22 protein-coding genes are annotated in these 24,724 nt (G+C 70.3%); 13 read left to right on the forward strand and 9 right to left on the reverse strand.

The window, feature by feature from the left end:
- Positions 1–36: 36 nt before the first annotated feature.
- Entirely contained in the window at positions 37–1,653 is a 1,617-nt protein-coding gene (locus ESP70_RS05975) for a PD-(D/E)XK nuclease family protein (protein WP_149688364.1), read from the forward strand.
- On the opposite strand, the gene ESP70_RS05980 is transcribed toward ESP70_RS05975, so the two are convergent.
- Positions 1,650–2,177, reverse strand: a complete 528-nt coding sequence (locus ESP70_RS05980) for a DUF4245 family protein (RefSeq protein WP_149688365.1) — start codon at positions 2,175–2,177, stop codon at positions 1,650–1,652. The genes ESP70_RS05975 and ESP70_RS05980 overlap by 4 nt on opposite strands.
- 75 nt (positions 2,178–2,252) lie before the next feature.
- On the opposite strand from ESP70_RS05980, the gene glpX reads away from it, so the two are divergent.
- The 9 genes from glpX (at position 2,253) to ESP70_RS06025 (ending at position 10,036) form a co-directional block, all read left to right on the forward strand.
- Positions 2,253–3,260: a class II fructose-bisphosphatase gene (gene glpX, locus ESP70_RS05985; protein ID WP_149688366.1), complete on the forward strand. Its 1,008-nt coding sequence runs from the start codon at positions 2,253–2,255 to the stop codon at positions 3,258–3,260.
- 3 nt (positions 3,261–3,263) lie between these two features.
- A complete protein-coding gene (locus tag ESP70_RS05990) occupies positions 3,264–4,166 on the forward strand; it encodes an alpha/beta fold hydrolase (protein ID WP_149688367.1) in 903 nt (300 codons plus the stop codon).
- Between the two features lie 59 nt (positions 4,167–4,225).
- Positions 4,226–4,627, forward strand: a complete 402-nt coding sequence (locus ESP70_RS05995; protein ID WP_149688368.1) for a TOBE domain-containing protein — start codon at positions 4,226–4,228, stop codon at positions 4,625–4,627.
- Positions 4,624–5,385, forward strand: coding sequence for a molybdate ABC transporter substrate-binding protein (gene modA, locus ESP70_RS06000; RefSeq protein ID WP_149688369.1), 762 nt, complete (start codon positions 4,624–4,626; stop codon positions 5,383–5,385). Before ESP70_RS05995 ends, modA begins: the two co-directional genes overlap by 4 nt.
- Position 5,386: 1 nt before the next feature.
- Entirely contained in the window at positions 5,387–6,178 is a 792-nt protein-coding gene (locus ESP70_RS06005; protein WP_149688370.1) for an ABC transporter permease, read from the forward strand.
- Entirely contained in the window at positions 6,175–7,218 is a 1,044-nt protein-coding gene (locus tag ESP70_RS06010) for a sulfate/molybdate ABC transporter ATP-binding protein (RefSeq protein ID WP_149688371.1), read from the forward strand. The genes ESP70_RS06005 and ESP70_RS06010 overlap by 4 nt, the downstream gene beginning before the upstream one ends.
- Positions 7,219–7,308: 90 nt before the next feature.
- Positions 7,309–7,947, forward strand: coding sequence for a polyamine aminopropyltransferase (locus ESP70_RS06015; protein WP_149688372.1), 639 nt, complete (start codon positions 7,309–7,311; stop codon positions 7,945–7,947).
- A 10-nt stretch (positions 7,948–7,957) separates the two neighbouring features.
- Positions 7,958–8,593, forward strand: a complete 636-nt coding sequence (locus tag ESP70_RS06020; RefSeq protein WP_149688373.1) for a maleylpyruvate isomerase N-terminal domain-containing protein — start codon at positions 7,958–7,960, stop codon at positions 8,591–8,593.
- Between the two features lie 57 nt (positions 8,594–8,650).
- The gene (locus ESP70_RS06025; protein ID WP_149688374.1) at positions 8,651–10,036 is read left to right on the forward strand and encodes a class II fumarate hydratase; all 1,386 of its coding nucleotides are present in this window, start codon (positions 8,651–8,653) and stop codon (positions 10,034–10,036) included.
- Positions 10,037–10,108: 72 nt separating this feature from the next.
- Here ESP70_RS06025 and ESP70_RS06030 read toward each other — a convergent pair whose 3' ends face one another.
- From ESP70_RS06030 to ESP70_RS06060, 7 genes are all read right to left on the reverse strand, one after another.
- Positions 10,109–11,437 (reverse strand): DUF2079 domain-containing protein, encoded by a 1,329-nt coding sequence (locus ESP70_RS06030; RefSeq protein ID WP_149688375.1) that lies wholly within the window; start codon positions 11,435–11,437, stop codon positions 10,109–10,111.
- The gene (locus ESP70_RS06035) at positions 11,434–12,600 is read right to left on the reverse strand and encodes an ABC transporter ATP-binding protein (protein WP_149688376.1); all 1,167 of its coding nucleotides are present in this window, start codon (positions 12,598–12,600) and stop codon (positions 11,434–11,436) included. Before ESP70_RS06035 ends, ESP70_RS06030 begins: the two co-directional genes overlap by 4 nt.
- Positions 12,597–13,577: a carbohydrate ABC transporter permease gene (locus tag ESP70_RS06040; RefSeq protein ID WP_149688377.1), complete on the reverse strand. Its 981-nt coding sequence runs from the start codon at positions 13,575–13,577 to the stop codon at positions 12,597–12,599. The genes ESP70_RS06035 and ESP70_RS06040 overlap by 4 nt, the downstream gene beginning before the upstream one ends.
- Entirely contained in the window at positions 13,574–14,395 is an 822-nt protein-coding gene (locus ESP70_RS06045) for a carbohydrate ABC transporter permease (protein ID WP_149688378.1), read from the reverse strand. The genes ESP70_RS06040 and ESP70_RS06045 overlap by 4 nt, the downstream gene beginning before the upstream one ends.
- Complete coding sequence (locus ESP70_RS06050; RefSeq protein ID WP_188110512.1) at positions 14,392–15,603, reverse strand: extracellular solute-binding protein; 1,212 nt, start codon at positions 15,601–15,603, stop codon at positions 14,392–14,394. The genes ESP70_RS06045 and ESP70_RS06050 overlap by 4 nt, the downstream gene beginning before the upstream one ends.
- A 109-nt stretch (positions 15,604–15,712) precedes the next feature.
- A complete protein-coding gene (gene phoH2, locus ESP70_RS06055; RefSeq protein WP_149688380.1) occupies positions 15,713–17,041 on the reverse strand; it encodes an RNA 5'-3' helicase PhoH2 in 1,329 nt (442 codons plus the stop codon).
- Between the two features lie 248 nt (positions 17,042–17,289).
- Entirely contained in the window at positions 17,290–18,051 is a 762-nt protein-coding gene (locus ESP70_RS06060) for an isoprenyl transferase (protein ID WP_149688381.1), read from the reverse strand.
- A 41-nt stretch (positions 18,052–18,092) separates the two neighbouring features.
- Between ESP70_RS06060 and trhA the strand changes: the two genes are divergently transcribed.
- A complete protein-coding gene (gene trhA / locus ESP70_RS06065; protein WP_149688382.1) occupies positions 18,093–18,794 on the forward strand; it encodes a PAQR family membrane homeostasis protein TrhA in 702 nt (233 codons plus the stop codon).
- Here the strand turns inward: trhA and ESP70_RS06070 are convergent.
- Positions 18,766–20,760, reverse strand: coding sequence for a thioredoxin domain-containing protein (locus ESP70_RS06070; protein ID WP_149688383.1), 1,995 nt, complete (start codon positions 20,758–20,760; stop codon positions 18,766–18,768). The genes trhA and ESP70_RS06070 overlap by 29 nt on opposite strands.
- 75 nt (positions 20,761–20,835) lie before the next feature.
- On the opposite strand from ESP70_RS06070, the gene ESP70_RS06075 reads away from it, so the two are divergent.
- Positions 20,836–22,230 (forward strand): 3' terminal RNA ribose 2'-O-methyltransferase Hen1, encoded by a 1,395-nt coding sequence (locus ESP70_RS06075; protein ID WP_149688384.1) that lies wholly within the window; start codon positions 20,836–20,838, stop codon positions 22,228–22,230.
- Positions 22,227–24,722 (forward strand): polynucleotide kinase-phosphatase, encoded by a 2,496-nt coding sequence (locus ESP70_RS06080; RefSeq protein ID WP_149688385.1) that lies wholly within the window; start codon positions 22,227–22,229, stop codon positions 24,720–24,722. Before ESP70_RS06075 ends, ESP70_RS06080 begins: the two co-directional genes overlap by 4 nt.
- Positions 24,723–24,724 lie beyond the last annotated feature (2 nt).

Below are 24,724 nucleotides of genomic sequence, written 5' to 3' on the forward strand. Positions count from 1 at the left end.
CCTATCATCGTGACTCCACGCGCAGAGGGGGTCACGATGACGATCGACGCGCTCGACCTGTTCGGGGATCCCTCGATCCTCAAGGTCTCCGCCACCGACATCGCCTCGGCCGACTCGTGCCCCCGCCACCTCGCGGTCAAGATCCGCCCCGACGTGAAGTCCCGACGCTGGCGCCGCTCGTTCGGCTCCGAGAAGACGTTCGTCCTCGGCATCGTGACCGACCTCGTACGCGCCTCCCACTCGTCGGAGTGGGCACATGACCCGCAGCACCTCGCCGGTTGGATCGCGCAGGAGCTCGAACGCCGACGCGTCCACCGGCTGCTGCGGCCCTACGCCACGGCCGCGGTGACCAACATCCTCGAGGCGCACTGGGACATCGAGGACGAGATCGGGCCGCTGCAGCTGTTCCAGACCGACCCGACGATCGGCACGGTCGAACGTACGTTGACGGTGTGGGGGCCGCTCTACCGCACGGAGGACGGCGTGCGGGAGGTCCGGCGCTACCGGCTCGGCGCGGCCCACGTCGAGCCGACGCACGACGACCTGCTCTGGACCCACACCGCCGCGCAGGTCGCGGCCGGCTACCCGTCGCGGGACACGCCGGTACGCATCAGGGTCGTCGAGATCGGCGCCGCCGACGGCAGCATCGCGGTGCTGTTCGACGGCACGCCGGACGACGCCGACTCCGAGTTCTCGGCCGAGGCCAAGCACGTCGCCGGCAGCCTCGGCGACCTCGGCACGGCGGTGCCCGGCAGCGAGTGCGCCAGCTGCAAGGTCGCCGGCGCCTGCGACGCGCTCATTCCCGTGCCCGAGGTGCTGGGCCAGCCGAGCAAGGGCTACGCCTCACGGTCGGTGTCGCCGTCCGACCTCGACCGCTACCAACGGTGCCCGGCGCAGTGGTTCCTCGCCGACGCCCGGGTCCCCCGCGACGCCGAGTACTCCGGCGCCCAGACCCGCGGCCTCCTGGTCCACACGTGGCTCGAGACCGCACACGCCCGGGGTGTCGGCTGCACCGTGGACGACCTGCCGGAGCCCGGCGGCGACATCGGCCTCGCCGCGACCGTCATGGACGCCGACGACTACGCGATCGCGCACCCCTACCTGAGGCACCACGTCTCGAGCTGCCCGCTCGCGACCGACGGTGTGGCGTACGTGGCGAGCGAGAGCGCGATCCACGGCTTCGACCACGACGCCGAGGTCATCCCTGTGACGAAGCCCGACCTCGTGTTCCGCATCGGCGACCGGCTCGTCGCTCGCGAGGTCAAGACGACGGCGACGCTGCCCGCCGGTGGCGCCGACGACGTCTATGCCGACAACCTGCAGGTGCCGTTCCTGCTCGCGATGCTGGGGGCAGGAGTCGCGGAGGCCAACGGCTGCACGACCGCGACGGTCGAGGTCGAGATGCTGACGCCTGGGACCAGCGAGGTCTACGCCTGGGACCTCGAGGAGCCGGAGCTGGCCGAGGCCGTCAGGGCCGATGTCGCGGCGGCGGCCCGCGACTGGCACGTCGACGCCGAGTGGCACACCCAGCCGGGCCCGCACTGCGCGTGGTGCCCCGTGCGCCAGTGGTGCCCGGACCGCCAGGTCTACGAGAACCAGGAGCTCGCGGCCGCGCAGAGCACGCCGGTCGACGACGAGCCGGCGCCGTTCTAGGACGTCGCCAGCGACCCGATGTAGTCCTCGATCAACGCGCGCGACGGCGTGCCCACGATCACCGTGGTCACCTCGCCCTTGGTGAGGACGTACGTCGTGCGGTCGCCCGGACCCTTGCGCACCGACCAGGTCTCGCCGCCGATGTCCGTCTTGCCGTCGGGACGGCTGCCATCGGCGAAACGCTCGATCGCACGGGTGACACTGGTGCCCTTCACCTGGTCGAGGCCGATGTAGTCCTGGTCGCCCCGCACGATGCCGAGGTGCCACCAGTCGATGTTGAGCGTCGCCGCATTCGCGTGCCAGCCCCTCGGCAGGCTCGACGGCGCGAGCAGCTCGAACCCGGCGACCGGGCGGGCCTGATCGGTGAGCTTGGCGTAGTCGACGGCGGGCGTGGGGCTGTCGGGCTTGTCGCTGAACACCTTGCCGATGCCGTACAACCCGATGATGATCACGCCGATCACGACGACCGAGCGGACGATGTCACCCATCGACGGATTGCCGCGGCTCGACCGCTGGGTGCTCATTGACACAACTTTACGGGGCGCGATCGGCGCGAACTCGGCCGGTCACACACGGCTACCGACGGGTACGATGACCGCGTGAACAGCCTTCAGCCAGCCGCTCAGGCGCCCGACCGCAACCTCGCCCTCGACCTGGTCCGGGTGACGGAGGCCGGAGCCATGGCCGCCGGCCGCTGGGTCGGCCGCGGTGACAAGAACGGTGCCGACGGTGTCGCCGTCAACGCGATGCGCACCCTCATCAACACCGTGCAGATGAACGGCGTCGTGGTGATCGGCGAGGGCGAGAAGGACGAAGCGCCGATGCTCTTCAACGGCGAGCACGTCGGCGACGGCACCGGCCCCGACTGCGACGTCGCGGTCGACCCGATCGACGGCACGACGCTGACCGCCAAGAGCCTGCCCAACGCCGTCTCGGTGATGGCCGTGGCACCCCGCGGCTCGATGTACGACCCGTCGGCCGTGTTCTACATGGAGAAGCTCATCGCCGGGCCCGAGGCCGCCGACGTCGTCGACATCCGGCTGCCGGTCGCCGAGAACATCGCGCTCGTCGCCAAGGCCAAGGGCATCGCGGTCAACGACGTCACGGTGTGCGTGCTGGACCGGCCCCGCCACCAGGACCTGGTCGACCAGATCCGCGCCGCCGGGGCCCGCATCAAGTTCATCATCGACGGCGACGTCGCCGGCGGCATCACCGCAGCGCGGCCCGACACCGGCGTCGATCTGCTGGTCGGCATCGGCGGTACGCCCGAGGGCATCATCACGGCGTGCGCGATCAAGGCGATCGGCGGCACGATCCAGGGCAAGCTCTGGCCGATCGACGACGACGAGCGCCAGCGCGCCATCGACGCCGGTCACGACCTCGACCGCGTGCTCTACACCAACGACCTGGTCAACGCCGACGACTGCTTCTTCGTCGCGACCGGCATCACCGACGGCGAGCTGATGGCGGGTGTCCGCTACGGCGCCGGCAAGGCCTACACCGAGTCGATCGTCATGCGCTCGCGCAGCGGCACGATCCGCAAGATCACGAGCGAGCACCAGCTCGCCAAGCTCAAGGCGTACTCGACCATCGACTACGAGTCCTGACACATGACTGAACGGTCCGGAGAAGAGTTCGCGTCGCTGCCGTCCGGCATCGACATCTGCTACGAGACCTTCGGCAACGCCGAGGACCCCGCGATCCTGCTGGTCATGGGTCTGGGCGGCCCCATGGGCTGGTGGTCCGACGACTTCTGCGAGCGGCTCTCCGGGCGCGGCAACTTCGTGATCCGCTACGACAACCGCGACACGGGTCGCTCGACCAAGCTGCGCCAGCACAAGGTCGGCAAGCTCGACGTGATCCGGGCGTTCGCCGGGCTCCGCAAGCCGCCCTACGGCATCGGTGACCTGGCCGAGGACGCCTTCGGACTGCTCGACCACCTCGGCGTCGAGCGCGTACACCTCGTCGGGGTCTCGATGGGCGGCATGATCGTGCAGACCATGGCAATCGCACGTCCCGAGCGGGCGATGTCGATGACGTCGATCATGTCGACGACCGGCAACCGCCGGGTCGGCTGGCAGCACCCCAAGATCATGCCGACGCTGCTCGCCTCCGCCGGCTCGACCCGCGACTCGTACGTCGCCCGGTCGCTGCGGACGTCGACGATCCTCGGCTCACCCGCGTTCCCCGGCGACGAGGAGCTGGCGCGGGCTCGCGCCTACGAGACGTACGACCGCGGGTGGACCGCGAGCGGGGTGACCCGGCACATGCTCGCCGTGCTGGCACAGCCCGACCGCACCAAGGACCTCGCCACGCTCGACCTGCCGGTCACCGTGATCCACGGGCTCAACGACCCGTTGGTGCACCGCTCCGGCGGCAAGGCCGTCGCCAACGCCGTGCCGGGCGCCGAGCACATCGAGATCGCCGGCCTGGGGCACGACCTGCCGGTGCAGCTCTATGACACGTACGTCGACGCGATCGTGCGCACGGCCGAGCGCGCCATCTCGCACTGACCGCACCTGCGGTGGGATTCGATCCATACCTCCGCAGATCATGCTCTAGAGTTCGGTGCATGCCGCACATACGGATCTCCGATGCCGCCCGGTTCCTCGGGGTCAGCGACGACACCGTCCGCCGCTGGGTCACTGCCGGCAGCCTGCCGTCGGGGACGGACGCCGCGGGACGGATGGCCATCGAAGGGCGGGAGCTGGCGCAGTTCGCCAAGGCGCAGGCCGCGTCCTCCGGAGAGGCCGGCGCGACCAGCTCGGCGCGCAACCGGTTCGTCGGCCTGGTCACAGCGGTCAAGGCCGACACCGTGATGGCGCAGGTCGAGCTGCAGTGCGGGCCGTTCCGCGTCGTGTCGCTCATGAGCAGCGAAGCCGTCGACGAGCTCGGTCTTGAGCCCGGCTCCGTCGCGGTCGCGGTCATCAAGTCGACCAACGTCATCATCGAGTCGCTGGAGGTGGCGTCATGAGGCGGCTCGCGGCGGCGCTCCTGCTGCTCGTCACGCTGGCCGGTTGCTCCGACGACGCGCGCGACCGCACGACTGATGGGCCCGAGAAGACGTTGCAGGTCTATGCCGCAGCCTCCGTCCAGAACGCGTTCACCGAGATCGGCAAGCGGTTCGAGGACGCCAACGACGGCGTGACGGTGAAGTTCACGTTCGGCGGGTCGTCCGACCTCGTCGCCCAGATCGAGCAGGGCGCCCCGGCCGACGTGTTCGCCTCCGCCGACACCGCCAACATGGACAAGGCCGTCAAGGCTCGGGTCGTCGGCGGGGTTCCGCAGGACTTCGCCAGCAACACGCTCGAGATCGTCACCCCGCCGGACAACCCGGCGCACATCGAGTCGCTCCGCGACCTGACGAAGCGTGGCGCCAAGGTCGTGGTCTGCGCCCCCGAGGTGCCGTGCGGCGCCGCCGCCGCGCGCGTCGAGAAGGCGGCCGGCCTGACGATCAAGCCGGTCAGCGAGGAGCAGTCCGTGACGGACGTGCTCGGCAAGGTCATCTCCGGCGAGGCCGACGCCGGGCTGGTCTACGTCACCGATGTCCTCGGCGCCGGCGCCAAGGTGCACGGCGTGACGTTCCCCGAGTCCCGCCGGGCCGTCAACACGTACCCGATCGCGTCCCTCCGCGGTGCCGACGACGAGACCCTCGCCGCCTACTTCACGGACTACGTCGTCGGGCCCGAGGGCCAGTCGGTCCTGTCGACCTACGGCTTCCAGAAACCCTGACATGAGCCTGACCCAGCAGTCCGGTGTGCCGCGGTGGGTCCTGGTGCCGGCGGCGCTGGGTGCCGCGTTCGTCGTGCTGCCGCTCGTCGCACTGGTGACGCGGGTCGAGTGGGGCAGCTTCTTCTCGCTCATCACGTCCGACTCGTCGCAGGCGGCGCTGTGGCTGAGCCTGCGAACGTCCGCCGCGAGCACGCTCCTGTGTGTCGTCCTGGGGGTGCCGATGGCGCTGGTGCTGGCCCGTACGACCTTCCGCGGGCAGTCGCTCCTGCGCTCGTTGGTGCTGCTGCCGCTGGTGCTGCCGCCCGTCGTCGGTGGCATCGCGCTGCTCTACACGTTCGGCCGCAAGGGCCTGCTCGGCGAGACGATCGACGTGCTCGGCCTGCAGATCGCGTTCTCCACGACGGCGGTGGTCATCGCCCAGACGTTCGTCGCGCTGCCGTTCATGGTCGTGAGCCTCGAGGGCACGCTGCGGACGGTCGGTGAGCGCTACGAGGTCGTCGCCGCGACGCTCGGCGCCCGGCCGACGACCGTGCTGCGTCGGGTGACCCTACCGCTGGTGCTGCCGGGGCTCGCGGCCGGCGCGGTGCTGTCGTTCGCGCGGGCACTGGGCGAGTTCGGCGCCACGATCACGTTCGCCGGCAGCCTCGAGGGCGTCACCCGCACGCTGCCGCTGGAGATCTACCTGCAGCGCGAGACCGATCCCGATGCTGCCGTCGCCCTGTCGCTCGTGCTGGTCGTCGTCGCGGTGCTGGTCATCGGTCTCGTGCGCGGGACGAGGAGCACCGCACTGTGAGCCTCCACCTCGAGGCGACGGTCGCCGACCGCGACGTCGACGTGTCGCTCGACATCGCTGACGGGGAGGTCGTCGCGATCCTCGGACCCAACGGCGCCGGCAAGTCCACCGTGCTCGCGGCGATCGCCGGTGTCCTGCGGCCCGACGCCGGCCGGGGGGTGCTCGGCGACGACGTGCTGTTCGACATCGGCGCCGGCACGTGGCAGCCGGCGTACGCCCGGGGCACCGCACTGCTCGCCCAGGACCCACTGCTGTTCCCGCACCTCGACGCGGTCGACAACGTCGCATTCGGGCCGCGCAGCGCCGGTCGTACGCGTGCGCAGTCCCGGGCGACAGCGATGACGTGGTTGGCGGAGGTCGACGCCGCGGAGCTCGCGAGACGCAAGCCGTCGGACCTGTCGGGCGGCCAGGCGCAGCGCATCGCCGTCGCCCGGGCGCTGGCGGCCGAGCCGCGGCTCCTGCTGCTCGACGAGCCCATGGCGGCGCTCGACATCACGGTCGTGCCGGCGATGCGCCAGGTGCTCAAGCGCGTGCTCGCCGGGCGGAGCGCGATCATCGTGACGCACGACGTCCTCGATGCGCTGCTGCTCGCCGACCGGGTGGTCGTCATGGAGGGTGGCCGCATCGTCGAGGAGGGGCCGACCAAGGAGGTGCTCGAGCGGCCGCGGAGCACATTCGGCGCCGGCATCGCGGGGCTCAACCTGATGCGCGGTCGTTCCGTGGGCACCGCCGTGTGTACGGCATCGGGGTCATTGGTGTCCGGCCTGTCGGACGAGTCGCTGCCCGAGGACACCGACGCCGTCGCGGTGTTCAGCCCGAGCGCGGTCGGCGTGTACGTCGAGCCGCCGGCCGGCAGCCCGCGCAACGTGTTCGCGTCGACGATCCGCGAGCTGGAGCCGCGCGGCGCGCAGGTCCGCGTGCGTACCGACGAGCTGAGCGCCGACGTGACCCTGCCGGTCGTCGCCGAGCTCGACCTCGTGCCGGGCAAGCAGGTCTTCCTCGTCGTCAAGGCCAGCGAGGTCACGATCTACCCAGCCTGACGACCTCGCTGGGAGTGACGTTCGCGTCGGGGTCTCACGGCGTTCCGCGACCCGAACGTCACTCCCAGCGGAGTCTCCTAGGGTGGTTCCATGGGTGGGGCTACGCTGCGGCGCCGCGACGACGGTGCCCTGGAGCTGCGGGTCAACGGCGTGTTCGTGATGGACGACGTCGAGACGTCGTCGGAGCAGGCCCTCGCCCGTACGGTCATCGACCTCGGAGCGCGGGAGATCCTGGTCGGCGGCCTCGGACTCGGCTACACGCTGCGCTCGCTGCTGGCGTCGCCTCAGGCCAGCCGCGTCATCGTCGCCGAGCTGCACCCTGAGATCGTCGGCTGGATGCGCGACGGCACGATCCCCGGCGCCGACCTGCTCGCCGATGAACGTACGCAGGTCACGGTCGGTGACGTACGCGACGTGGTCGCCGCGCAGGCGCCGGCGTCGCTCGACGCGATCGTGCTGGACGTGGACAACGGCCCGGACTTCCTCGTGCACGACGCCAATGCCGAGGTGTACGGCGCCGGGTTCGTCGGAGTGTGCGCCTCTCGGCTCCGGCCCGGCGGCACCCTGTGTGTGTGGACCATGGCCCCGTCGGCGAGCCTCACCGCAAGCCTGAACGCCGCGCTGACCGACGTACGCGAGGCAGCGTTCGACGTACGGCTGCAGGGTCGGGACGAGCGCTACTGGATCGTTTCCGGCACTCGGCGCGACGATGTCGCCACCGCCGACTAACGTCGTGCCCATGGTCGATCGCACCGAGTTCGTGGACGCCTGCCATGTCGCCTTCAGGCTGGCCGGCCGGCCGGAAATGGCCGAAGCGTGGGACACCGAGAGCGCCTGCAACGGCATGACTGTCGGCGGGCTGACGCATCACCTGGTGAGCCAGATCCGGCACGTCGCCCGCTTCCTCGGAGAGCCGCCGACGACCGACGACCCGATCCCCCTGCTCGCGCACTACGAGCGGGCCGAGTGGGTCACGGCCGACGCCGACGACGAGGCCAACACCTCGATCCGCGACGGTGGCAACGAGGCTGCCGCGGCCGGTCGCGACGCGGTGCTCGCTGAGGTCGCTCCCCTGCTCGACCAGCTGCCCGACGTGCTGCGCACGCCCCGCGATCCCGACACGATCTTCATTCCCTGGCAGGGCTGGGCGCTGACGACCGACGACTTCCTCATCACTCGCGCGATGGAGCTGATGGTGCACTCCGACGACCTCGCCGCGAGCGTCGGCCTGCCGACCCCGGAGTTCCCCGGCTCCATCGCGGCCGACGTGATCGGCCTGCTCGGTGGCGTGGCCGTACGCCGTCACGGCCAGGCCGCGGTGATCCGTGGGCTCAGCCGCCCGCAGCGCGCCCCGGTGTCGATCTCAGCGTTCTGACCTTCGTACGCCGTCCTGCCGGGCGTACCTCCGGAGCGCAGCGATATCGTCGGAAGCATGACCGAATACCGCATCGAGCACGACACCATGGGCGAGGTCCGCGTCCCCGCCGACGCCCTCTGGCGAGCCCAGACCCAGCGCGCCGTCGAGAACTTCCCGATCTCCGGCACCCCGATCGAGCCCGCGCAGATCCGCGCCCTGGCCCAGATCAAGGCCGCCTGCGCCAAGGCCAACGCCGAGCTCGGCATCCTCGACCAGGATGTCGCCGACGCGATCATCGCCGCCGCCGAGGAAGTCGCCTCCGGCGCCCACGACGCGCAGTTCCCGATCGACGTGTTCCAGACCGGGTCCGGCACGTCGAGCAACATGAACACCAACGAGGTCCTCGCGACCCTCGCCACGAAGTCGCTCGGCAAGGACGTGCACCCCAACGATCACGTCAACGCCAGTCAGTCGTCCAACGACGTGTTCCCGACGTCGATCCACGTCGCCGCCACCGCATCGGCGACCAACGAGCTGATCCCTGCGCTCGACCACCTCGCCACCTCGCTCGAGGCCAAGGCCAAGGAGTTCGCGAGCGTCGTGAAGTCCGGGCGTACGCACCTCATGGACGCCACCCCCGTCACGCTGGGCCAGGAGTTCGGCGGCTACGCGGCACAGATCCGCCGCGGCATCGAGCGCGTCGAGGCCTCCCTCCCGCGTACGGCCGAGGTCCCGCTGGGCGGCACCGCGGTCGGCACCGGCATCAACACGCCGATCGGCTTCCCGCAGCGCGTCATCGAGATCCTCGCCGAGAACACCGGCCTGCCGATCACCGAGGCCGCCGACCACTTCGAGGCTCAGAGCGCCCGCGACGGCCTCGTCGAGATGTCGGGCCAGCTCCGCACGATCGCCGTCAGTCTCACCAAGATCTGCAACGACCTGCGCTGGATGGGCTCCGGCCCGCGCACGGGTCTCGGCGAGATCGCCCTGCCCGACCTGCAGCCCGGCTCGAGCATCATGCCCGGCAAGGTCAACCCGGTCCTTCCGGAGGCCACCCTGATGGTCGCCGCCCAGGTCATCGGCAACGACGCGACGATCGCCACCGCCGGCGCGTCCGGATCGTTCGAGCTCAACGTCATGCTCCCGGTCATCGGCCGCAACATCCTCGAGTCGATGCGCCTGCTCGGCAACGCGTCACGGGTGCTCGCCGATCGCTGCATCGACGGCATCACGGCCAACGAGGAGCGTTGCCTCGAGCTCGCCGAGTCGTCGCCGTCTGTCGTGACGCCGCTCAACCGGTTCATCGGCTACGAGAACGCCGCCAAGGTCGCCAAGACCTCGGTCAAGGAGAAGAAGACGATCCGTCAGGTCGTCGTCGAGATGGGCTTCGTCGAGCGCGGCGAGATCAGCGAGGCAGACCTGGACAAGGCGCTCGACGTCATGTCCATGACCCACCCCTGACGCTGACGAGAGGGTTGTGCCGGTCACAACCCTCTCGTCGCCGTGTCACAACCCTCTCGTCGGCGGGGTTCGTCAGCGGCGCTTGGCGAGGACGTAGCCGTCGCGGTTGAACACCAGCTCGTACGTCCCGCCGTGAGCCTCTTCGGCGTACGCGACGACGTCGACGGGTGAGTCGATGCCGGCGCCGGCGTCGAACAGCACGTACGACGGCTTGACCTGCTTGCCGATCGTGCCCCACCAGTAGACGGTGTGGTCCGTGACGAGGTGGCTCATCATCGCGATGTCGGTCTCGACCGTCGCACCCTTCGGCACGGCCGCGATGACCGCATGCGCGGCAGCGGCCCGCGGCGGCTCGTCGTACGTCTCGGAGTCCAGCAGCGTCGACAGCGGCGAGTTGACCAGCGTGAATCCCGTGACGACGACCGCCGCGACCGTCGCCCAGCGCAGCACCGGCCACCGCCGCATCGCGTCGATCATCGCGATGAACACGATCGGCATGAGCAGCAGCGAGTAGTGCCACTCGGTGCCCCAGTAGTACGCGTTGTCGCCGGCGAACCGCCACGCGAACGTCGGCAGCACCAGCAGCACCCACGGCGACACCAGCGCCGCGAGTCCCGTGATCCCGACAGTCAGCGCCACCGTGCCGAGCTTGCGGTCCGGGTCATCGAACAGCGTCGCCACGATCCCGCGATCACCGCCGAGCGATGACGTGTAGGCGTACGAGTCACCGGGGTTGAACGACGGCACGATGACCAGCACGATGAACGCCATCGCGACGAGCCCGGTCGCGGCGAGCTGCACACCGCGCCGCCGCTCCCCCGCGAGCCACAGCACCCCGCCGATCACGGCGACGGTCAGGCCGAGGTCCTCCTTGACCAGCAGCAAGGGCAGCGACCACAGCACCACGGCGCGGAACCGCCTGTCGACGTACGCCGCACCGGCCAGCGCCAGCAGCGGCGCTCCGAACGCCACCTCGTGGAACTCCGCCTCGACGCCCGACTGCAGCCCGAACGACAACCCGTACGCGAGCCCGATCACGGCGCCGGTCAACGTGCCCAGGTGACGCATCGCGACGAGGGCGATCACCGCGACCGAGATCGCGATCAGCACGACCTGCGCCAACAGGATCGTCTGCGCCGACGGGAAGACCCGGTAGACCGGCGCGATCAACGCATCGATCGGCGAGAAGTGGTCGCCGAGGATGTTGAACCCCGGCGCCTTGACGTCGACGATCGGCGCCCCGGGGCGGGCGTAGCCCTTGACCGCCTGCTCGAAGATCGCGTGGTCCCACGACGAGATCGTGAACCGGCGATAGCGCATCAGCGTCAGCACGCCGTACGCCGTGCCGACCGCGACGGCGAGCAGCCCGGCGATCAGGCGCTGACCACGAGTGGAGGTCATCGGGCGAGCGTGAGGTTCTCACCCGTCTCCGGATCGAACACATGCACCCTCTGGCGCGGGATGACGACCCGGATCGACATGCCTGGGCGCAGGGAGCTCTCGGCGGCGAGCTCGGCGACCAGGAAGCTCTGGAACAGGTCGAACTCCAGCAGGTCCTCGACCTCGTTGAGCAGCTCCTCGACCTCGGGCGCGATGTCATAGCCGAGATAGGCGAACTGGCTGCTGCCGCGCCACTCCACGTCGTCGATGCGGGTCGTGAACTCGACCCGGTCGGTGACCGCCTGGCCACCCTGGCCGGTCGCGTCGTAGCAGTGCTCGGGCCGGATGCCCGCGACGACGACACCCCGGTCGCCGATGCGCTCCAGCAGGTGGTCGTCGAGCAGCATCGTGGCCAGGGGCATGACGAGCTGGCGACCCATGGGGAACGCCGGCACGAGGTTCATCGGCGGCGAGCCGAGGTAGCCGGCGACGAACATGTCGGCTGGCCGCTCGTAGAGGTCGCGCGGCGTGCCGACCTGGTGGATGAAGCCCTGGTGCATCACGGCGACCCGATCAGCCGTGCTGAGCGCCTCGGCGACGTCGTTGGTCGTGAAGATCGAGGTGCGCTGGTTCTCCTGCTGCCACTGGCTCGTGACGGAGCGGACCTGGGTGCGTACGCGCTCGGACTGCTGCGAGAACGGGGCATCCAGGAGGTACGCCCTGGCGTCGCGCACGAGCGAGCGGCCGAGGGCGACCCGCTGGCGCTGCGCGTCGTCGAGCTCGACGGGCTTGAGGTCGAGCAACTCCCCGAGGGCCAGCAGCTCGGCCACCTCGTGGATCCGCTCCGACAGCTCGCCCCGGTTGTAGCCGCGGCGCAGGGTCGCCGCAAAGGCAAGGTTGTCGAACACGTCGAGGTGCGGGTGCAGGGCGTAGTCCTGGAACACCATCGCGAGGTCACGCCGACGCGGATCGGCGGTGTTGACCACGACGTCGTCGATCAAGATGTCGCCGGAGGTCTGCTCCTCGAGGCCGATGAGGGTCTTGAGCAGCAGGCTCTTGCCCGCACCGGACGGACCCGTGAGCGCCAGCGTCTCGCCCGACGGCACCGTGAGGTTGATGTCGTCGAGCAGCGGGCGGTCGCCCGTGCCGGACGTCGTGAGGTTGCGGACTTCGATCGAGGTCATCGGTACGACCTTCCCAGGAGTTGAGTGATCCGGCGCGGGAACACGAGCAGCAGGAGGACGACCGGCGCGAGCCACAGCAGCCCGGCCGCGGCGACGGCGGAGCTCGAGGTCTCGAGCTGGCCCGTCGCGAGCATCAAGGTGGCCGGCAGCGGCCGGGACTCGTCGTTGGCCGACAGCGCAGCGCCGAGGACGAAGTCGTTGCAGCCGGCCACGAAGACCAGCACCGTCGCGAGGGCGACGCCCGGCGCGATGTTGGGCAGCCCAAAGCGTATGAACGCCTGCAGCCAGGTGGCCCCGTCGGCGCGTACCGCGTCGCGCAGCGACCACGGCACGTCGCGGAACACCGTGACGCAGAGCCAGATCGCCAGCGGCAACGTGATGAGCAGGGCCGGAGGGACCAGGGACATCCGGGTGCCGAACCTGTCGGCGGCGATGACCTGGTCGGTGATCGGCCCGGCCAGCGCCAGCACCGGGAGCAGCAGCGACGCGACGACCAGTCCGTACGCCACGCGGCGCCCGCGCATCGGCCGGCGCACGAAGGCGTACGCAGCGGCGATGGCCAACGGCATCGCGACCGCCGTGGCGATGCCCGCGACCACGATCGAGGTGACCGCGGCGTCCTGCAGGATCTGCGAGTGCAGCGCGCCGTCGAACGCGTCCCACGAGACGCCCTGCGGCCAGACCGATCGCGGCGTGGTGCCGTCCGGCGCGGTCGCCACGGTGAACGTCCAGAGCAGCGGCACCAGGGTGAACACGGCGAACAGCTCGATGCCGATGATCGACCAGATCGACAGTGGCCGCGGGGTGTCGGCGAACAGCACGCCGGCCGCACTGGTGGCCATCAGGACGACCGCGAGGCCGACCCAGATCCAGAGGTCGGGCCGCGGGACCCGGATGATGCCGTAGTTGGCGACGGCGAACCCCAGGACGAAGGCGAAGCCCGAAGCCCAGAGGCGTGAGCGTACGGAGGGCGTCACACGACCCTCCTCACACGGAACAGCGGCACCATGATCGCGGCCATCAGCAGCGCGATGACCAGCAGGACCATCGACATCGCTGCGCCGAGTCCGAGCTCGAGCGACGAGAACGTCGTGTCCCACACCAGCAGCGGCGCCGTGCGGATCGCGGCGCCGGGCTGGTCGACCAGGAGCGGCCCTTCGAGGATGCGGAAGGTGTCGAGCCCGCGATAGGTCGCGGCGACCGCGATCGCCGGGCCCATCGCCGGCAGGACGACACGGCGCGAGCGTTGCCACGCGGTGGCGCCATCGGCGATCGCGGCGGCCATCAGCGAGCTCGGCACCCGCAGCAGTCCGGCGAGCAGGACCAACGCCGTGATGCCAGTGCCGCGCCACAGCTCACCAACCGTGACACCGACCAGCTGGCCGAACGGTCCGACGTCGTCGAGCCGGAACCAATCGGCCGCGAATCCCGTCGTCACGGCATCGCGCCACACGACGGCCGACACGACCGCGAGCAGGGCGAACGGGATCAGCACGATGATCCGGGTCAGCGGCCACAGGAGCGTAAGCCGGCGCAGCGCCACGGCGAACACCAGCCCGATGAGCAGCTGCAGCACCACGACGACCAGCACGATGACGAGCGTCGTGGCGACGGCGAGCCACCACCCTCGGTTGGTCAGCACGTCGGTGTAGTTGTCGGCGCCCACGAACGTACGGCCGTCGGGATTCGTCAGCGGAGCAGAGTGCAGCGACAGCCAGATGCCGCGCCCGATGGGCCAGCCCGTGACGGCCAGCAGGACGGCGAACGGCAGGGCGAGCCAGCGCCAGCCCTTCACGAGAGCTGTCCTTGGATCGCGGCGCGTACGGCCTTCTGCGACTGCTCGAGCGTCGTGTCCTGGGAGAAGTCACGCAGCGGCAGCCACGTGTCGTCGAGCGCCCGCTCCGCGACCTGCCAGTAGGGCGTCACGGGCAGCGTCGCGCCGGAGAGCACCGCAGGACGAGTCACGGGGGCCATCGGATAGGCCCGCTTGACCGCCGGATCGTCGTACGTCGTCAGGCGGCTCGCGCTGTGCCCCGTGCTCGCCATGATCGAGGTGAGCACGGCCGGCGAGGTCAGGCAGCTGATCGCCTGGTAGGACAGGTCCGTGTGCGGCGCGTACAGCGGCACGGCGAGGCCGACGCCGGACAGCGGCGCGACGCTGGTGTCGGCGACCGTGGGATAGGACGTCCATGACATGTCCGAGGCGACCGCGGCGAGGTCGGGGTCGGCGATGACCGAGCTCGGGGCCAGCAGGAAGCCGCCATCGGCACCCGCGAACTTCTTGAGCGCATCCTTCGACGGCCCGTCGCCCCCGGAGTCGAGGTAGAACTCGACGACTGACGCAGCGGCACGCCCCGCGGCGGTGTCGAGGCCGACCTTGGCGTTGCGGCCGGTGCCGTCGACAAGCGTGCCGCCCGCACCCCTGACCAGCGCGTTGACCCACTGCGCCAGCCCGGAGCCGTCGTCGTCGGCGATCTGGATCGTCACGCCGAGCCGCTCGGCTCCCGCAACGAGGTCGTCCCAGCTGATGGGCTTGGTGGTGTCGAGGCCGGCACGTTCGGCGACGTTGCCGCGATACCAGAGCAGCTGCGGGTCGAACCACCACGGCGCGACGGCGAGCTGTCCGTCGTACGTGGCAGCGGCGAGCGCGGCCGGCGCGATGTCCTGCGCGAACGGCGCCTTGAGCTCCTCAGGCAGCGGCGCGAGGTAGCCGGCGGCGGCGAACTCAGCGGTGAACGCCGAGTCGAGGCTCAGCAGGTCGATCGACGTGTCCTTGGCGACCAGCCGGCGCACGAGGAGGGCGTGCCGCGCGTCGACATCGGTCGGCAGCTGCTCGACCTTGATCTCGTACGCCCCCTTGGCTGCCTCCGTGCACGTACGCGCGAGGGCTGCGGTGTCGGCACGATCCGGGCCGACGTACCAGGTGAGCGCGGGGGTCGCGTCAGGCTTGGCGCCGGCGGACCCACAGGCCGCGAGGGCGCACAACAGGGCGGCGGCGGCCACGCGTGCCCATACCCTCCCTGGTGCGCTCACCTGCGCAACTTTGCCACAGAGGAGGGGCCCTTCCCGGGCATACCGGGAAAGGCCCCTCCGTCACATGAGTTGACTCACGTCACAGGGTCACGTCCTCGAGCATCTCCGTCACCAACGCGGCGACCGGCGAGCGCTCCGAGCGGGTCAGCGTGACGTGGGCGAACAGCGGGTGACCCTTGAGCTTCTCGACCACCGCGACGACACCGTCGTGGCGACCGACCCGCAGGTTGTCGCGCTGGGCGACGTCGTGCGTGAGGACGACCTTGGAGTTGGCGCCGATGCGCGACAGCACCGTCAGCAGGACGTTGCGCTCGAGCGACTGGGCCTCGTCGACGATGACGTAGGAGTCGTGCAGCGAACGGCCACGGATGTGGGTCAACGGCAGCACCTCGAGCATCCCGCGGTCGAGGATCTCCTCGATGACGGCCGGTGACGCGACGGCGCCGAGGGTGTCGAACACCGCCTGACCCCAGGGCCCCATCTTCTCGGACTCGCTGCCGGGCAGGTAGCCGAGCTCCTGGCCGCCGACGGCGTAGAGCGGGCGGAAGATCACGACCTTCTTGTGCTGGCTGCGCTCCATCGTCGCCTCGAGCCCGGCGCACAGTGCGAGCGCCGACTTGCCGGTGCCAGCGCGACCGCCGAGCGACACGATGCCGATGTCCGGGTCGAGCAGCAGGTCGAGTGCGACTCGCTGTTCTGCCGAGCGGCCGTGGATGCCGAACGCGTCACGGTCGCCACGTACGAGCTGCACCTCCTTGTCGGCGGTGACCCGGCCGAGTCCGCTGCCCTTGTCGGACAGCAGCACGAGGCCCGTGTGGCACGGCAGGTCGCGCGCCTCGGGGAGGTCGAGCGTGCCGCCCTCGTAGAGCGAGTCGAGGTCGATGCTCTCGACCTCGAGCTCGCGCATGCCGGTCCAGCCCGACTCGAGGGCGAGCTCGGCGCGGTACTCCTCGGCGATCAGGCCGACGGCCGACGCCTTGACCCGCATCGGCAGGTCCTTGGAGACGATCGTGACGTCATTGCCCTCGTCGGCGAGGTTCTTGGCGACCGACAGGATGCGGGTGTCGTTGTCGCCCAGGCGGAAGCCCGACGGCAGCGAGGATGAGTCGGTGTGGTTGAGCTCGACGCGGATCGTGCCACCCTCGTCGCCGATCGGCAGCGGCACGTCGAGCGTGCCGTGCAGCACGCGCAGGTCGTCGAGGAAGCGCAGCGCGCTGCGGGCGAAGTAACCGAGCTCCGGGTCGTGCCGCTTGCCCTCGAGCTCGGTGATCACCACGACGGGTATGACCACCTCGTGCTCGTGGAAGCGGTTGACCGCGTTGGGGTCCGCGAGCAGGACGCTGGTGTCCAGGACGTACGTGCGGCGGACAGGGCTCGTGCTCGGCTTCTTCGTGCGCGTTGCGGCCACAACTGTCTCCTCAACGAGCCCGCGCGCACCCTGCGCCGGCCCTACTCGTGGGCGGGAAATCGGGGCTCAGGGGCGAGCGTCAACACATCTCGAACGTACGGCTGCGAGTCGCCGATTTCGGTCGCGACACGCTGATGGCAGGTCACGAGCGTGTGAACAATCGGTGGTGTCCGCTCCGGTCGCCGAGCGGTGACCTGGTCGCCCATCGGGGCCCGGGATGGGCGACTCACGCACCGCCCACGGGGGTCTCAGTGCCCGAAGCGGCGCTCCCGCGCGGCATACGAGCGCATCGCGCGGAGGAAGTCGACGTGGCGGAACGCAGGCCAGAGCGCATCGCTGAAGTAGAACTCCGAGTGCACGCTCTGCCACAGCAGGAACCCGGACAGGCGCTGCTCCCCCGACGTACGGATCACGAGGTCCGGGTCGGGCTGGCCCTTGGTGTAGAGATGCTCGGCGATGTCATCGACCTCGAGGGTCTCGGCGACGTCGGCGAGGCTGCGGCCCTTGGACGCCTGGTCGAGCAGCAGCGAACGCATCGCGTCGGTGAGCTCCTGGCGGCCGCCGTAGCCGACGCAGATGTTGACCCGCATGCCCTTGACGTCCGAGGTCGAGTCGGCGAGCCGCTTCATCCGGCCGGCCGACTCGTCGGGCAGCATGTCGAGGTTGCCGATGACCGCGAGCGACCAGCGCTGCTCGGCCGACAGCTTCTCCATCAGGCCCTCGACGGCGGCGAGGATGCTGCCGACCTCCTCGGGCGAGCGCTGCAGGTTGTCGGTCGACAGGAGCCACAGCGTGACGATCTCGACACCCAGCTCGTCGCACCACTGCGCGAACTCCGAGATCTTGTCGGCACCGGCCTGATAGCCGTGCTCGAACCGCGTGCCGGCGCCCTTGGCCCAGCGCCGGTTGCCGTCGACGATCGCCCCCACGTGGTGCGGGAGACGGGCGGGATCGAGGCGCTTGACGAGTCGCCGCTCATACACGCCGTACGCGAGGTCGCTGACTCCCATGCGGGCCAGAGTAGTACCCGCCCACGCACTACGCTGAGCGCATGACCGACCGGCAGCCCGAGGGCATCGTGCACGAGGCAACCGATCGGATCCGGGAGACCGTCGACGAGATCAAGCCCAAGCTCCGCGGGTGGCTGCACGCCATCACGCTGCCCCTGGCGTTCTTCGCCTTCATCGTGATGCTGGTCATCTCCGACGACATCCTGGTGCGCGTCGGCGTCGCGGTGTTCATGGTCAGCTCGATGCTGCTGTTCGGCGTCAGCGCGGTCTATCACCGCGGCACGTGGAGCGAGCGGGTCAAGGGTTTCTGGAAACGCTTCGACCACGCCAACATCTTCCTGCTGATCGCGGGGTCCTACACGCCGTTCTCGCTGCTCCTGCTGTCCACGCAGCACGCGGTGATCATGCTCTCGCTCGTGTGGGGCGGCGCGCTGCTCGGCGTGGTGTTCAAGATCTTCTGGATCGGCGCTCCGCGGTGGCTGTACGTCCCGCTCTACCTGCTGCTCGGCTGGGCCGCGGTGCTCTACTTCCCCGAGTTCGTCGACAACGCGTCGACTGCGGTCCTCGTCCTGCTGATCACCGGCGGTGCGCTCTACTCACTCGGCGCCGTCGTGTACGGGTTCAAGTGGCCCGACCCGTCGCCGAAGTACTTCGGATTCCACGAGATCTTCCACGCCTTCACGATCGCGGCGTTCATCGTGCACTACATCGGCGTCAGCCTGTTGGCGTACCAAAAGCACTGACCAGCTCATCAGGGTCGGTGACCGGGCGGCGGCAGACGAAGCCCTCGCAGACGTACGCCGCAGGGTGGCCGTCGACGAGGTCGCGCTGCTCGAACAGCGGGATGGCGAGGCCGACGTCGCCGGCGATCACGACGGCCCCCGGCGATGCCAGCCGCAGGGCTGCCCGGTGCAACGCAGTGCGGTCCTTGCGCGGGCCGACCACCGCGATCTCGAGCGGTCCAGCGACGACCGCCTCCGCGGCAGCCAGCGTCCAGCCGGCGAAGCGCGGGACCTGAGTCGCAATGTTCGCGGCCGACGCGATGCCGGACTCCGCAGCCGCGCGATAGCCGTGCCCGCCGGTGATCGCGGCGAACGACAGCAACGCGGCGACCGCCGCCGACGCGCCGGACGGGTACGCGTTGTCGGAGGCGTCCTTGGGGCGTACGACCAAGGTCTCGGCGTCGTCCGCGGTGTCGAAGAACCCACCGTCGGGGTCGGTGAAGTGCTCGACGACCCGGTCGAGGAGCTGCCGCGCCTGGTCGAGCCACACCGCCTCGCCGGTGATGCCGAGCACCGCGATGAACGCCTCGGCGACCGCGCCGTGGTCCTCCAGCACCGCCGAGTTGGCACCGGCGACGCCGTCGCGTGACGTGCGCGCAAATCCGTCGGCAAGGTGCACGTCGACCAGAAGCTGTGCCGCGGCGACGGCGGCGTCGGCGAAGTCGGGCTCATCGAGCAGCACCGAGGCCTCGGCGAGGGCCGTGATGGCCAGACCGTTCCACGACGCCACGACCTTGTCGTCGCGGGCCGGCCTGGTGCGCTCGGCCCGGGCGGCGAGGAGCGTCGTGCGTACGCGCTCCCAACGCTCGGCGTCGTCGGGATCCACACGGAGCTGCAGGGTCGAGAACCCGCGCTCGAACGTCCCCGGCCCAGTGACGCCCAGCAGCTGCGCCGCCCACGCCCCGTCGTCGGCGCCGAGCAGCCGCATGAGCTGGTTGGGGTTCCAGACGTAGAACGTCCCCTCGTGACCGTCGCTGTCGGCATCGAGCGCCGAGGCGAACCCGCCCTCGGGCGTCCGCAGCTCGTCGAGCATGAAGCGCGCGGTCTCGCGGGCGATCCGCTCGGCGAGCGGTGACCCCGTCTGCCGCCACCAGTGCAGGTAGACCCGCAGCAGCAGCGCGTTGTCGTAGAGCATCTTCTCGAAGTGCGGCACCCGCCAGAACCGGTCGACGCTGTAGCGCGCGAACCCGCCCGACAGCTGGTCGTACATGCCGCCGCGAGCCATGGCCTCGCACGACCCCGCGACCATGCCGAGCGCCTGCTCCGAGCCCGTACGCGCGGCGTTGCGCAGCAGGAACTCCAGCACCATCGACGGCGGGAACTTGGGGCTCGTGCCGAATCCCCCGGCCTCGGCGTCGTACTGCTTGGCGAGCTCGGCGACCGCATCGTCGAGCTGGTCGGAGCCGAGCGGGCCGCCGACCGAGTCGGTGTTCTGCCGGAGGTGCTCGAGCACGTCGTTGCTGATCGTCAGCACCTCGTCGCGGCGATCGCGCCACGCCTCTGCCAAGGCCTGCAGCACCTGGGTGAATGCCGGCGTACCCTGCCGCGGCTCGGGCGGGAAGTACGTACCGGCGAAGAACGGCTCGCCCGTCGGCGTCAGCACGCACGTCATCGGCCAGCCGCCCTGGCCGGTCATCGCGGTCGTGGCCTTCATGTAGACCGCGTCGATGTCAGGGCGCTCCTCGCGATCGACCTTGATGTTGATGTAGTGGTCGTTCATGTACGCCGCGGTCGCCGCGTCCTCGAACGACTCGTGCGCCATGACGTGGCACCAGTGGCACGCGGCGTAGCCGACACTCAGCAGGATCGGCCGGTCCAGCTCCTGCGCGACGGCCAGGGCCTCGTCGCTCCACTCCCACCAGTCGACCGGGTTTTCGGCATGCTGCTGCAGGTAGGGACTCGTGGCCCGCGCGAGGCGATTCGGCATACCGCCACCCTAGGTGGGAGGCCCGGACCACGCCGTTCGCAGATGTCGCCCGCTCGCGCCTGACACACTGTCCCGGTGCTCCTGACCATCTCCGCCTCGCGATCGGACGTCCTCGACGACGCCTCCGACCTGGGCTTCCTGCTGCACAAGCACCCCGACAGGCTGCAGAAGTTCGACGTGCACGGCGGCCAGGCACACGTCTTCTACCCCGAGTCGACCCCGGACCGCTGCACCGCCGCTCTGCTGCTCGAGGTCGACCCGATCGCCCTCGTACGCGGCAAGGGCCGGCACTTCGACGGCTTCTCGCTCGCCCAGTACGTCAACGACCGGCCGTACGCCGCGTCGTCGCTGCTGTCCGTCGCGATGGGCAAGGTGTTCCGCACGGCACTCAGTGGTCGCTGCGAGAGCCGCCAGGAGCTGGCCGACGCCGCCCTGCCGCTGACGATCGCCATCCCTGCCGTGCCGGGCGGCGCCGACCTCGTTGAGCGGTTGTTCGCGCCGCTGGGCTGGAGAGTCGGTGCCGAGACCGTGCCGCTCGACCCCGCGGTGCCCGAGTGGGGCGATTCCTCATACGTACGCCTGACGCTGACCGGCACCGTGCGGCTCGCGGCGGCGCTCAACCACCTCTACGTCCTGCTCCCCGTCCTCGACGACGCCAAGCACTACTGGGTCTCCGACGACGAGGTCGACAAGCTCCTGCGCGCCGGCGCGGGCTGGCTCGCCGACCACCCCGAGCGCGAGCTCATCTCGCGTCGCTACCTCGCGCATCAGCGATCGATGACCGACGAGGTCCGCACTCGTCTGGCCGAGCTCGACGGCGAGGTCGTCACCGACGTCGAAGACACCGAGCGCCCGCGCCCCTTGGTCGCGCTCCGGCACGACGCCGTCATCGCCGCCCTCACCAAGGTCCGGCCCGCCTCCATGGTCGATCTCGGCTGTGGCTCCGGCGCGCTGATCGGCAAGCTGCTAGACCTCCAGGGCATCGACCGGGTCATCGGCACCGAGGTCAGCGATGCTGCCCTGCGGCAGGCCGCGCGCCGCCTGCACGTCGACACCATGACGGAGCGGCAGGCCGACCGGCTGACGCTGTGGCTGTCGTCCCTGCAGTACCAGGACCCGCGCTTGACCGGGCTCGACGCCGCCGTCCTGATGGAGGTGATCGAGCACATCGATCCCGAGCGGGTGCCCGCCGTGACCGCCAACGTGTTCGGCTTCATGCGCCCGCGCACTGTCGTGGTCACGACACCCAACGCGGAGCACAACGTGCGCTACGAGTCGCTCGCCGCCGGCACGATGCGGCACCCCGACCACCGCTTCGAGTGGACACGAGCCGAGTTCGCCGCGTGGGCGGCCGCCACCGGCGAGACGTACGGCTACGCCGTCGAGCACCGCCCGGTCGGGCCCGTCGACGACGAGGTCGGCCCGGCGACCCAGCTCGCGCTCTTCACCCGGACGGAGGCACCCGCATGACGACACTGGGGATCCCCGAGACGTCGCTCGTGGTGCTCGTCGGCGTGAGCGGCTCGGGCAAGTCGACGTTCGCCGCGAAGCACTTCAAGCCGACCGAGATCGTCTCGAGCGATTTCTGCCGCGGGCTCGTCGCGGACGACGAGAACGACCAGGCGGCGACCAAGGATGCGTTCGAGGTGCTCGAGTTCATCGTCGGCAAGCGGCTCGAGCTCGGCCGGCTCACCGTCGTCGACGCGACGAACGTGCAGCCCGGCGCCCGGAAGAGCCTCGTCGCGCTGGCCAAGGCCCACGACGTCCTGCCCGTCGCGGTGGTCCTGGACCTGCCGACCGGCATCAGCGTCGAGCGCAACGCTGCACGCGAGGACCGCGACTTCGGCGCCCACGTCGTCAAGCGTCAGCACGACCAACTCCGCCGGTCGCTCAAAGGGCTCAAGCGCGAGGGTTTCCGCACAGTCCACACGCTCAGCTCCGTGGATGAGATCGAGTCGGCGACGTTCGTGCGCGAGAAGCTCATGAACGACCTGCGCGACCAGACCGGGCCGTTCGACGTCATCGGTGACGTGCACGGCTGCCGGCTCGAGCTCGAGGAGCTGCTCGCCGAGCTCGGCTACGACCTCGCGCGCGACGACGCCGGCCGGCCCGTCGACGCCAGCCACCCCGACGGACGCCGCGTCGTGTTCGTCGGCGACCTCGTCGACCGTGGCCCGGACTCGCCCGGCGTGCTGCGCCTCGCGATGGGCATGGTCCGCGCCGGTCACGCCCTCTGTGTCTCCGGCAACCACGAGGCCAAGCTCAACCGGGCGCTGGGCAAGCGCAGCGTCACGCTCAGTCACGGCCTCGAGCGCACGATGGAGCAGCTCGCGCAGGAGCCCGAGGAGTTCGTCGAGGACGTACGCCGATTCGTCGACGGGCTGATCGCCCATTACGTGCTCGACGCCGGCAACCTCGTCGTCGCGCACGCCGGGCTCAAGGAGAGCTATCACGGCCGCGCGTCCGGACGCGTGCGCTCGTTCGCCCTCTACGGCGACACGAGTGGCGAGACCGACGAGTACGGCCTGCCGGTCCGCTACCCGTGGGCCGAGGACTACCGCGGCACGGCGATGGTGCTCTACGGCCACACGCCGGTGCCCGACGTCGAGTGGATCAACAACACCCTGTGCCTCGACACCGGCTGCGTGTTCGGCGGTGCCTTGACCGCGCTGCGCTATCCCGAGCGCGAGGTCGTCGCCGTCGACGCGCACGAGGTCTACTACGAGCCCGTACGCCCCTTGGCGCCGCCGCCGCGCGACCCCGACATCCTGCGACTCGACGACGTGCTCGGACCGCGCGTCATCGAGACGGCACACATGGGGCGCATCTCGCTGCGCGAGGACAACGCCGCAGGCGCGCTGGAGGTCATGAGCCGGTTCGCGGTCGATCCGTCGCGCCTGGTCTACCTCCCGCCGACGATGGCGCCGTGCGACACGTCGGCGCTCGAGGACCACCTCGAGCATCCCGTCGAGGCGTTCACCCACTTCGCCAGGACCGGCATCGACCAGGTCATCTGCGAGGAGAAGCACATGGGCTCGCGGGCGGTCCTGCTCGTACGCCGCGACGCGACAGGCGTGATCCACACGCGTACAGGCCGCTCCTTCTTCGACGCCGAGACCGAGGCGGCGATGCTCGCGGCGTGCGCCGAGGCGGCCACGACCGCCGGGCTGTGGGACGAGCTGGGCTCCGACTGGGTCCTGCTCGACGCCGAGATCATGCCGTGGTCCGCCAAGGCGGTCGACCTGATCCGCAGCCAGTACGCCGCGGTCGGCGCGGCCGCGACATCCGCGCTGCCGGCCGCCCTCGACACCCTGAGCCTGGCCGCGGCGCGGGGCATCGACGTCAGCGACCTCACGGCACGTACGACGCAGCGAGCCGCGGACGCCGAGACGTTCACCGCGGTCTACCGCCGCTACTCATGGCCCGTCGATGGCACCGAGGGACTGCGGATCGCGCCGTTCCAGGTGCTCGCGAGCGACGGCACGACGTACGAGACCCGCGACCACGGCTGGCACCTCGGCATCGCCGACCGGCTCGTCGAGGCCGATCCGACGCTCTTCGCCCCGACCCGTCGCCTGGTCGTCGACACCACGGACGCGGCGTCGATCGCCGTCGGCGTGGACTGGTGGCAGCAGCTGACTGCGGAGGGCGGCGAGGGCATGGTCGTCAAGCCGCTCGCCAACCTCGTGCGCGGCCCCAAGGGCCTCGTGCAGCCTGGGGTCAAGGTCCGCGGGCGCGAGTACCTCCGCCTGATCTACGGACCCGACTACACGGTGCCGGCCAACCTCTTGCGGCTGCGCAACCGCAACCTCGGCCACAAGCGCTCGATGGCGCTGCGCGAGTACGCCCTCGGCCTCGAGGCGTTGCGCCGGCTCACGACGGGCGCTCCGACGTGGCAGGTGCACGAGTGCGTCTTCGCGATCCTCGCGATGGAGTCCGAGCCGGTCGACCCGAGGCTCTGACC

The organism is Aeromicrobium ginsengisoli (genome assembly GCF_004134905.2).
GTDB classification, from domain to species: domain Bacteria; phylum Actinomycetota; class Actinomycetes; order Propionibacteriales; family Nocardioidaceae; genus Aeromicrobium; species Aeromicrobium ginsengisoli.

What these genes read in the sequence shown, in the direction of transcription:
- ESP70_RS05980 (WP_149688365.1), bottom strand. Translation starts at nt 2,177, where the DNA reads ATGAGCACCCAGCGGTCGAGCCGCGGCAATCCGTCGATGGGTGACATC.
- modA (WP_149688369.1), top strand. Translation starts at nt 4,624, where the DNA reads ATGAGGCGGCTCGCGGCGGCGCTCCTGCTGCTCGTCACGCTGGCCGGT.
- ESP70_RS06070 (WP_149688383.1), bottom strand. Translation starts at nt 20,760, where the DNA reads ATGCCGAATCGCCTCGCGCGGGCCACGAGTCCCTACCTGCAGCAGCAT.
- ESP70_RS05990 (WP_149688367.1), top strand. Translation starts at nt 3,264, where the DNA reads ATGACTGAACGGTCCGGAGAAGAGTTCGCGTCGCTGCCGTCCGGCATC.
- ESP70_RS05975 (WP_149688364.1), top strand. Translation starts at nt 37, where the DNA reads ATGACGATCGACGCGCTCGACCTGTTCGGGGATCCCTCGATCCTCAAG.
- ESP70_RS06015 (WP_149688372.1), top strand. Translation starts at nt 7,309, where the DNA reads ATGGGTGGGGCTACGCTGCGGCGCCGCGACGACGGTGCCCTGGAGCTG.
- ESP70_RS06025 (WP_149688374.1), top strand. Translation starts at nt 8,651, where the DNA reads ATGACCGAATACCGCATCGAGCACGACACCATGGGCGAGGTCCGCGTC.
- trhA (WP_149688382.1), top strand. Translation starts at nt 18,093, where the DNA reads ATGACCGACCGGCAGCCCGAGGGCATCGTGCACGAGGCAACCGATCGG.
- ESP70_RS06005 (WP_149688370.1), top strand. Translation starts at nt 5,387, where the DNA reads ATGAGCCTGACCCAGCAGTCCGGTGTGCCGCGGTGGGTCCTGGTGCCG.
- ESP70_RS06020 (WP_149688373.1), top strand. Translation starts at nt 7,958, where the DNA reads ATGGTCGATCGCACCGAGTTCGTGGACGCCTGCCATGTCGCCTTCAGG.
- ESP70_RS06080 (WP_149688385.1), top strand. Translation starts at nt 22,227, where the DNA reads ATGACGACACTGGGGATCCCCGAGACGTCGCTCGTGGTGCTCGTCGGC.
- ESP70_RS05995 (WP_149688368.1), top strand. Translation starts at nt 4,226, where the DNA reads ATGCCGCACATACGGATCTCCGATGCCGCCCGGTTCCTCGGGGTCAGC.
- ESP70_RS06035 (WP_149688376.1), bottom strand. Translation starts at nt 12,600, where the DNA reads ATGACCTCGATCGAAGTCCGCAACCTCACGACGTCCGGCACGGGCGAC.
- ESP70_RS06060 (WP_149688381.1), bottom strand. Translation starts at nt 18,051, where the DNA reads ATGGGAGTCAGCGACCTCGCGTACGGCGTGTATGAGCGGCGACTCGTC.
- ESP70_RS06030 (WP_149688375.1), bottom strand. Translation starts at nt 11,437, where the DNA reads ATGACCTCCACTCGTGGTCAGCGCCTGATCGCCGGGCTGCTCGCCGTC.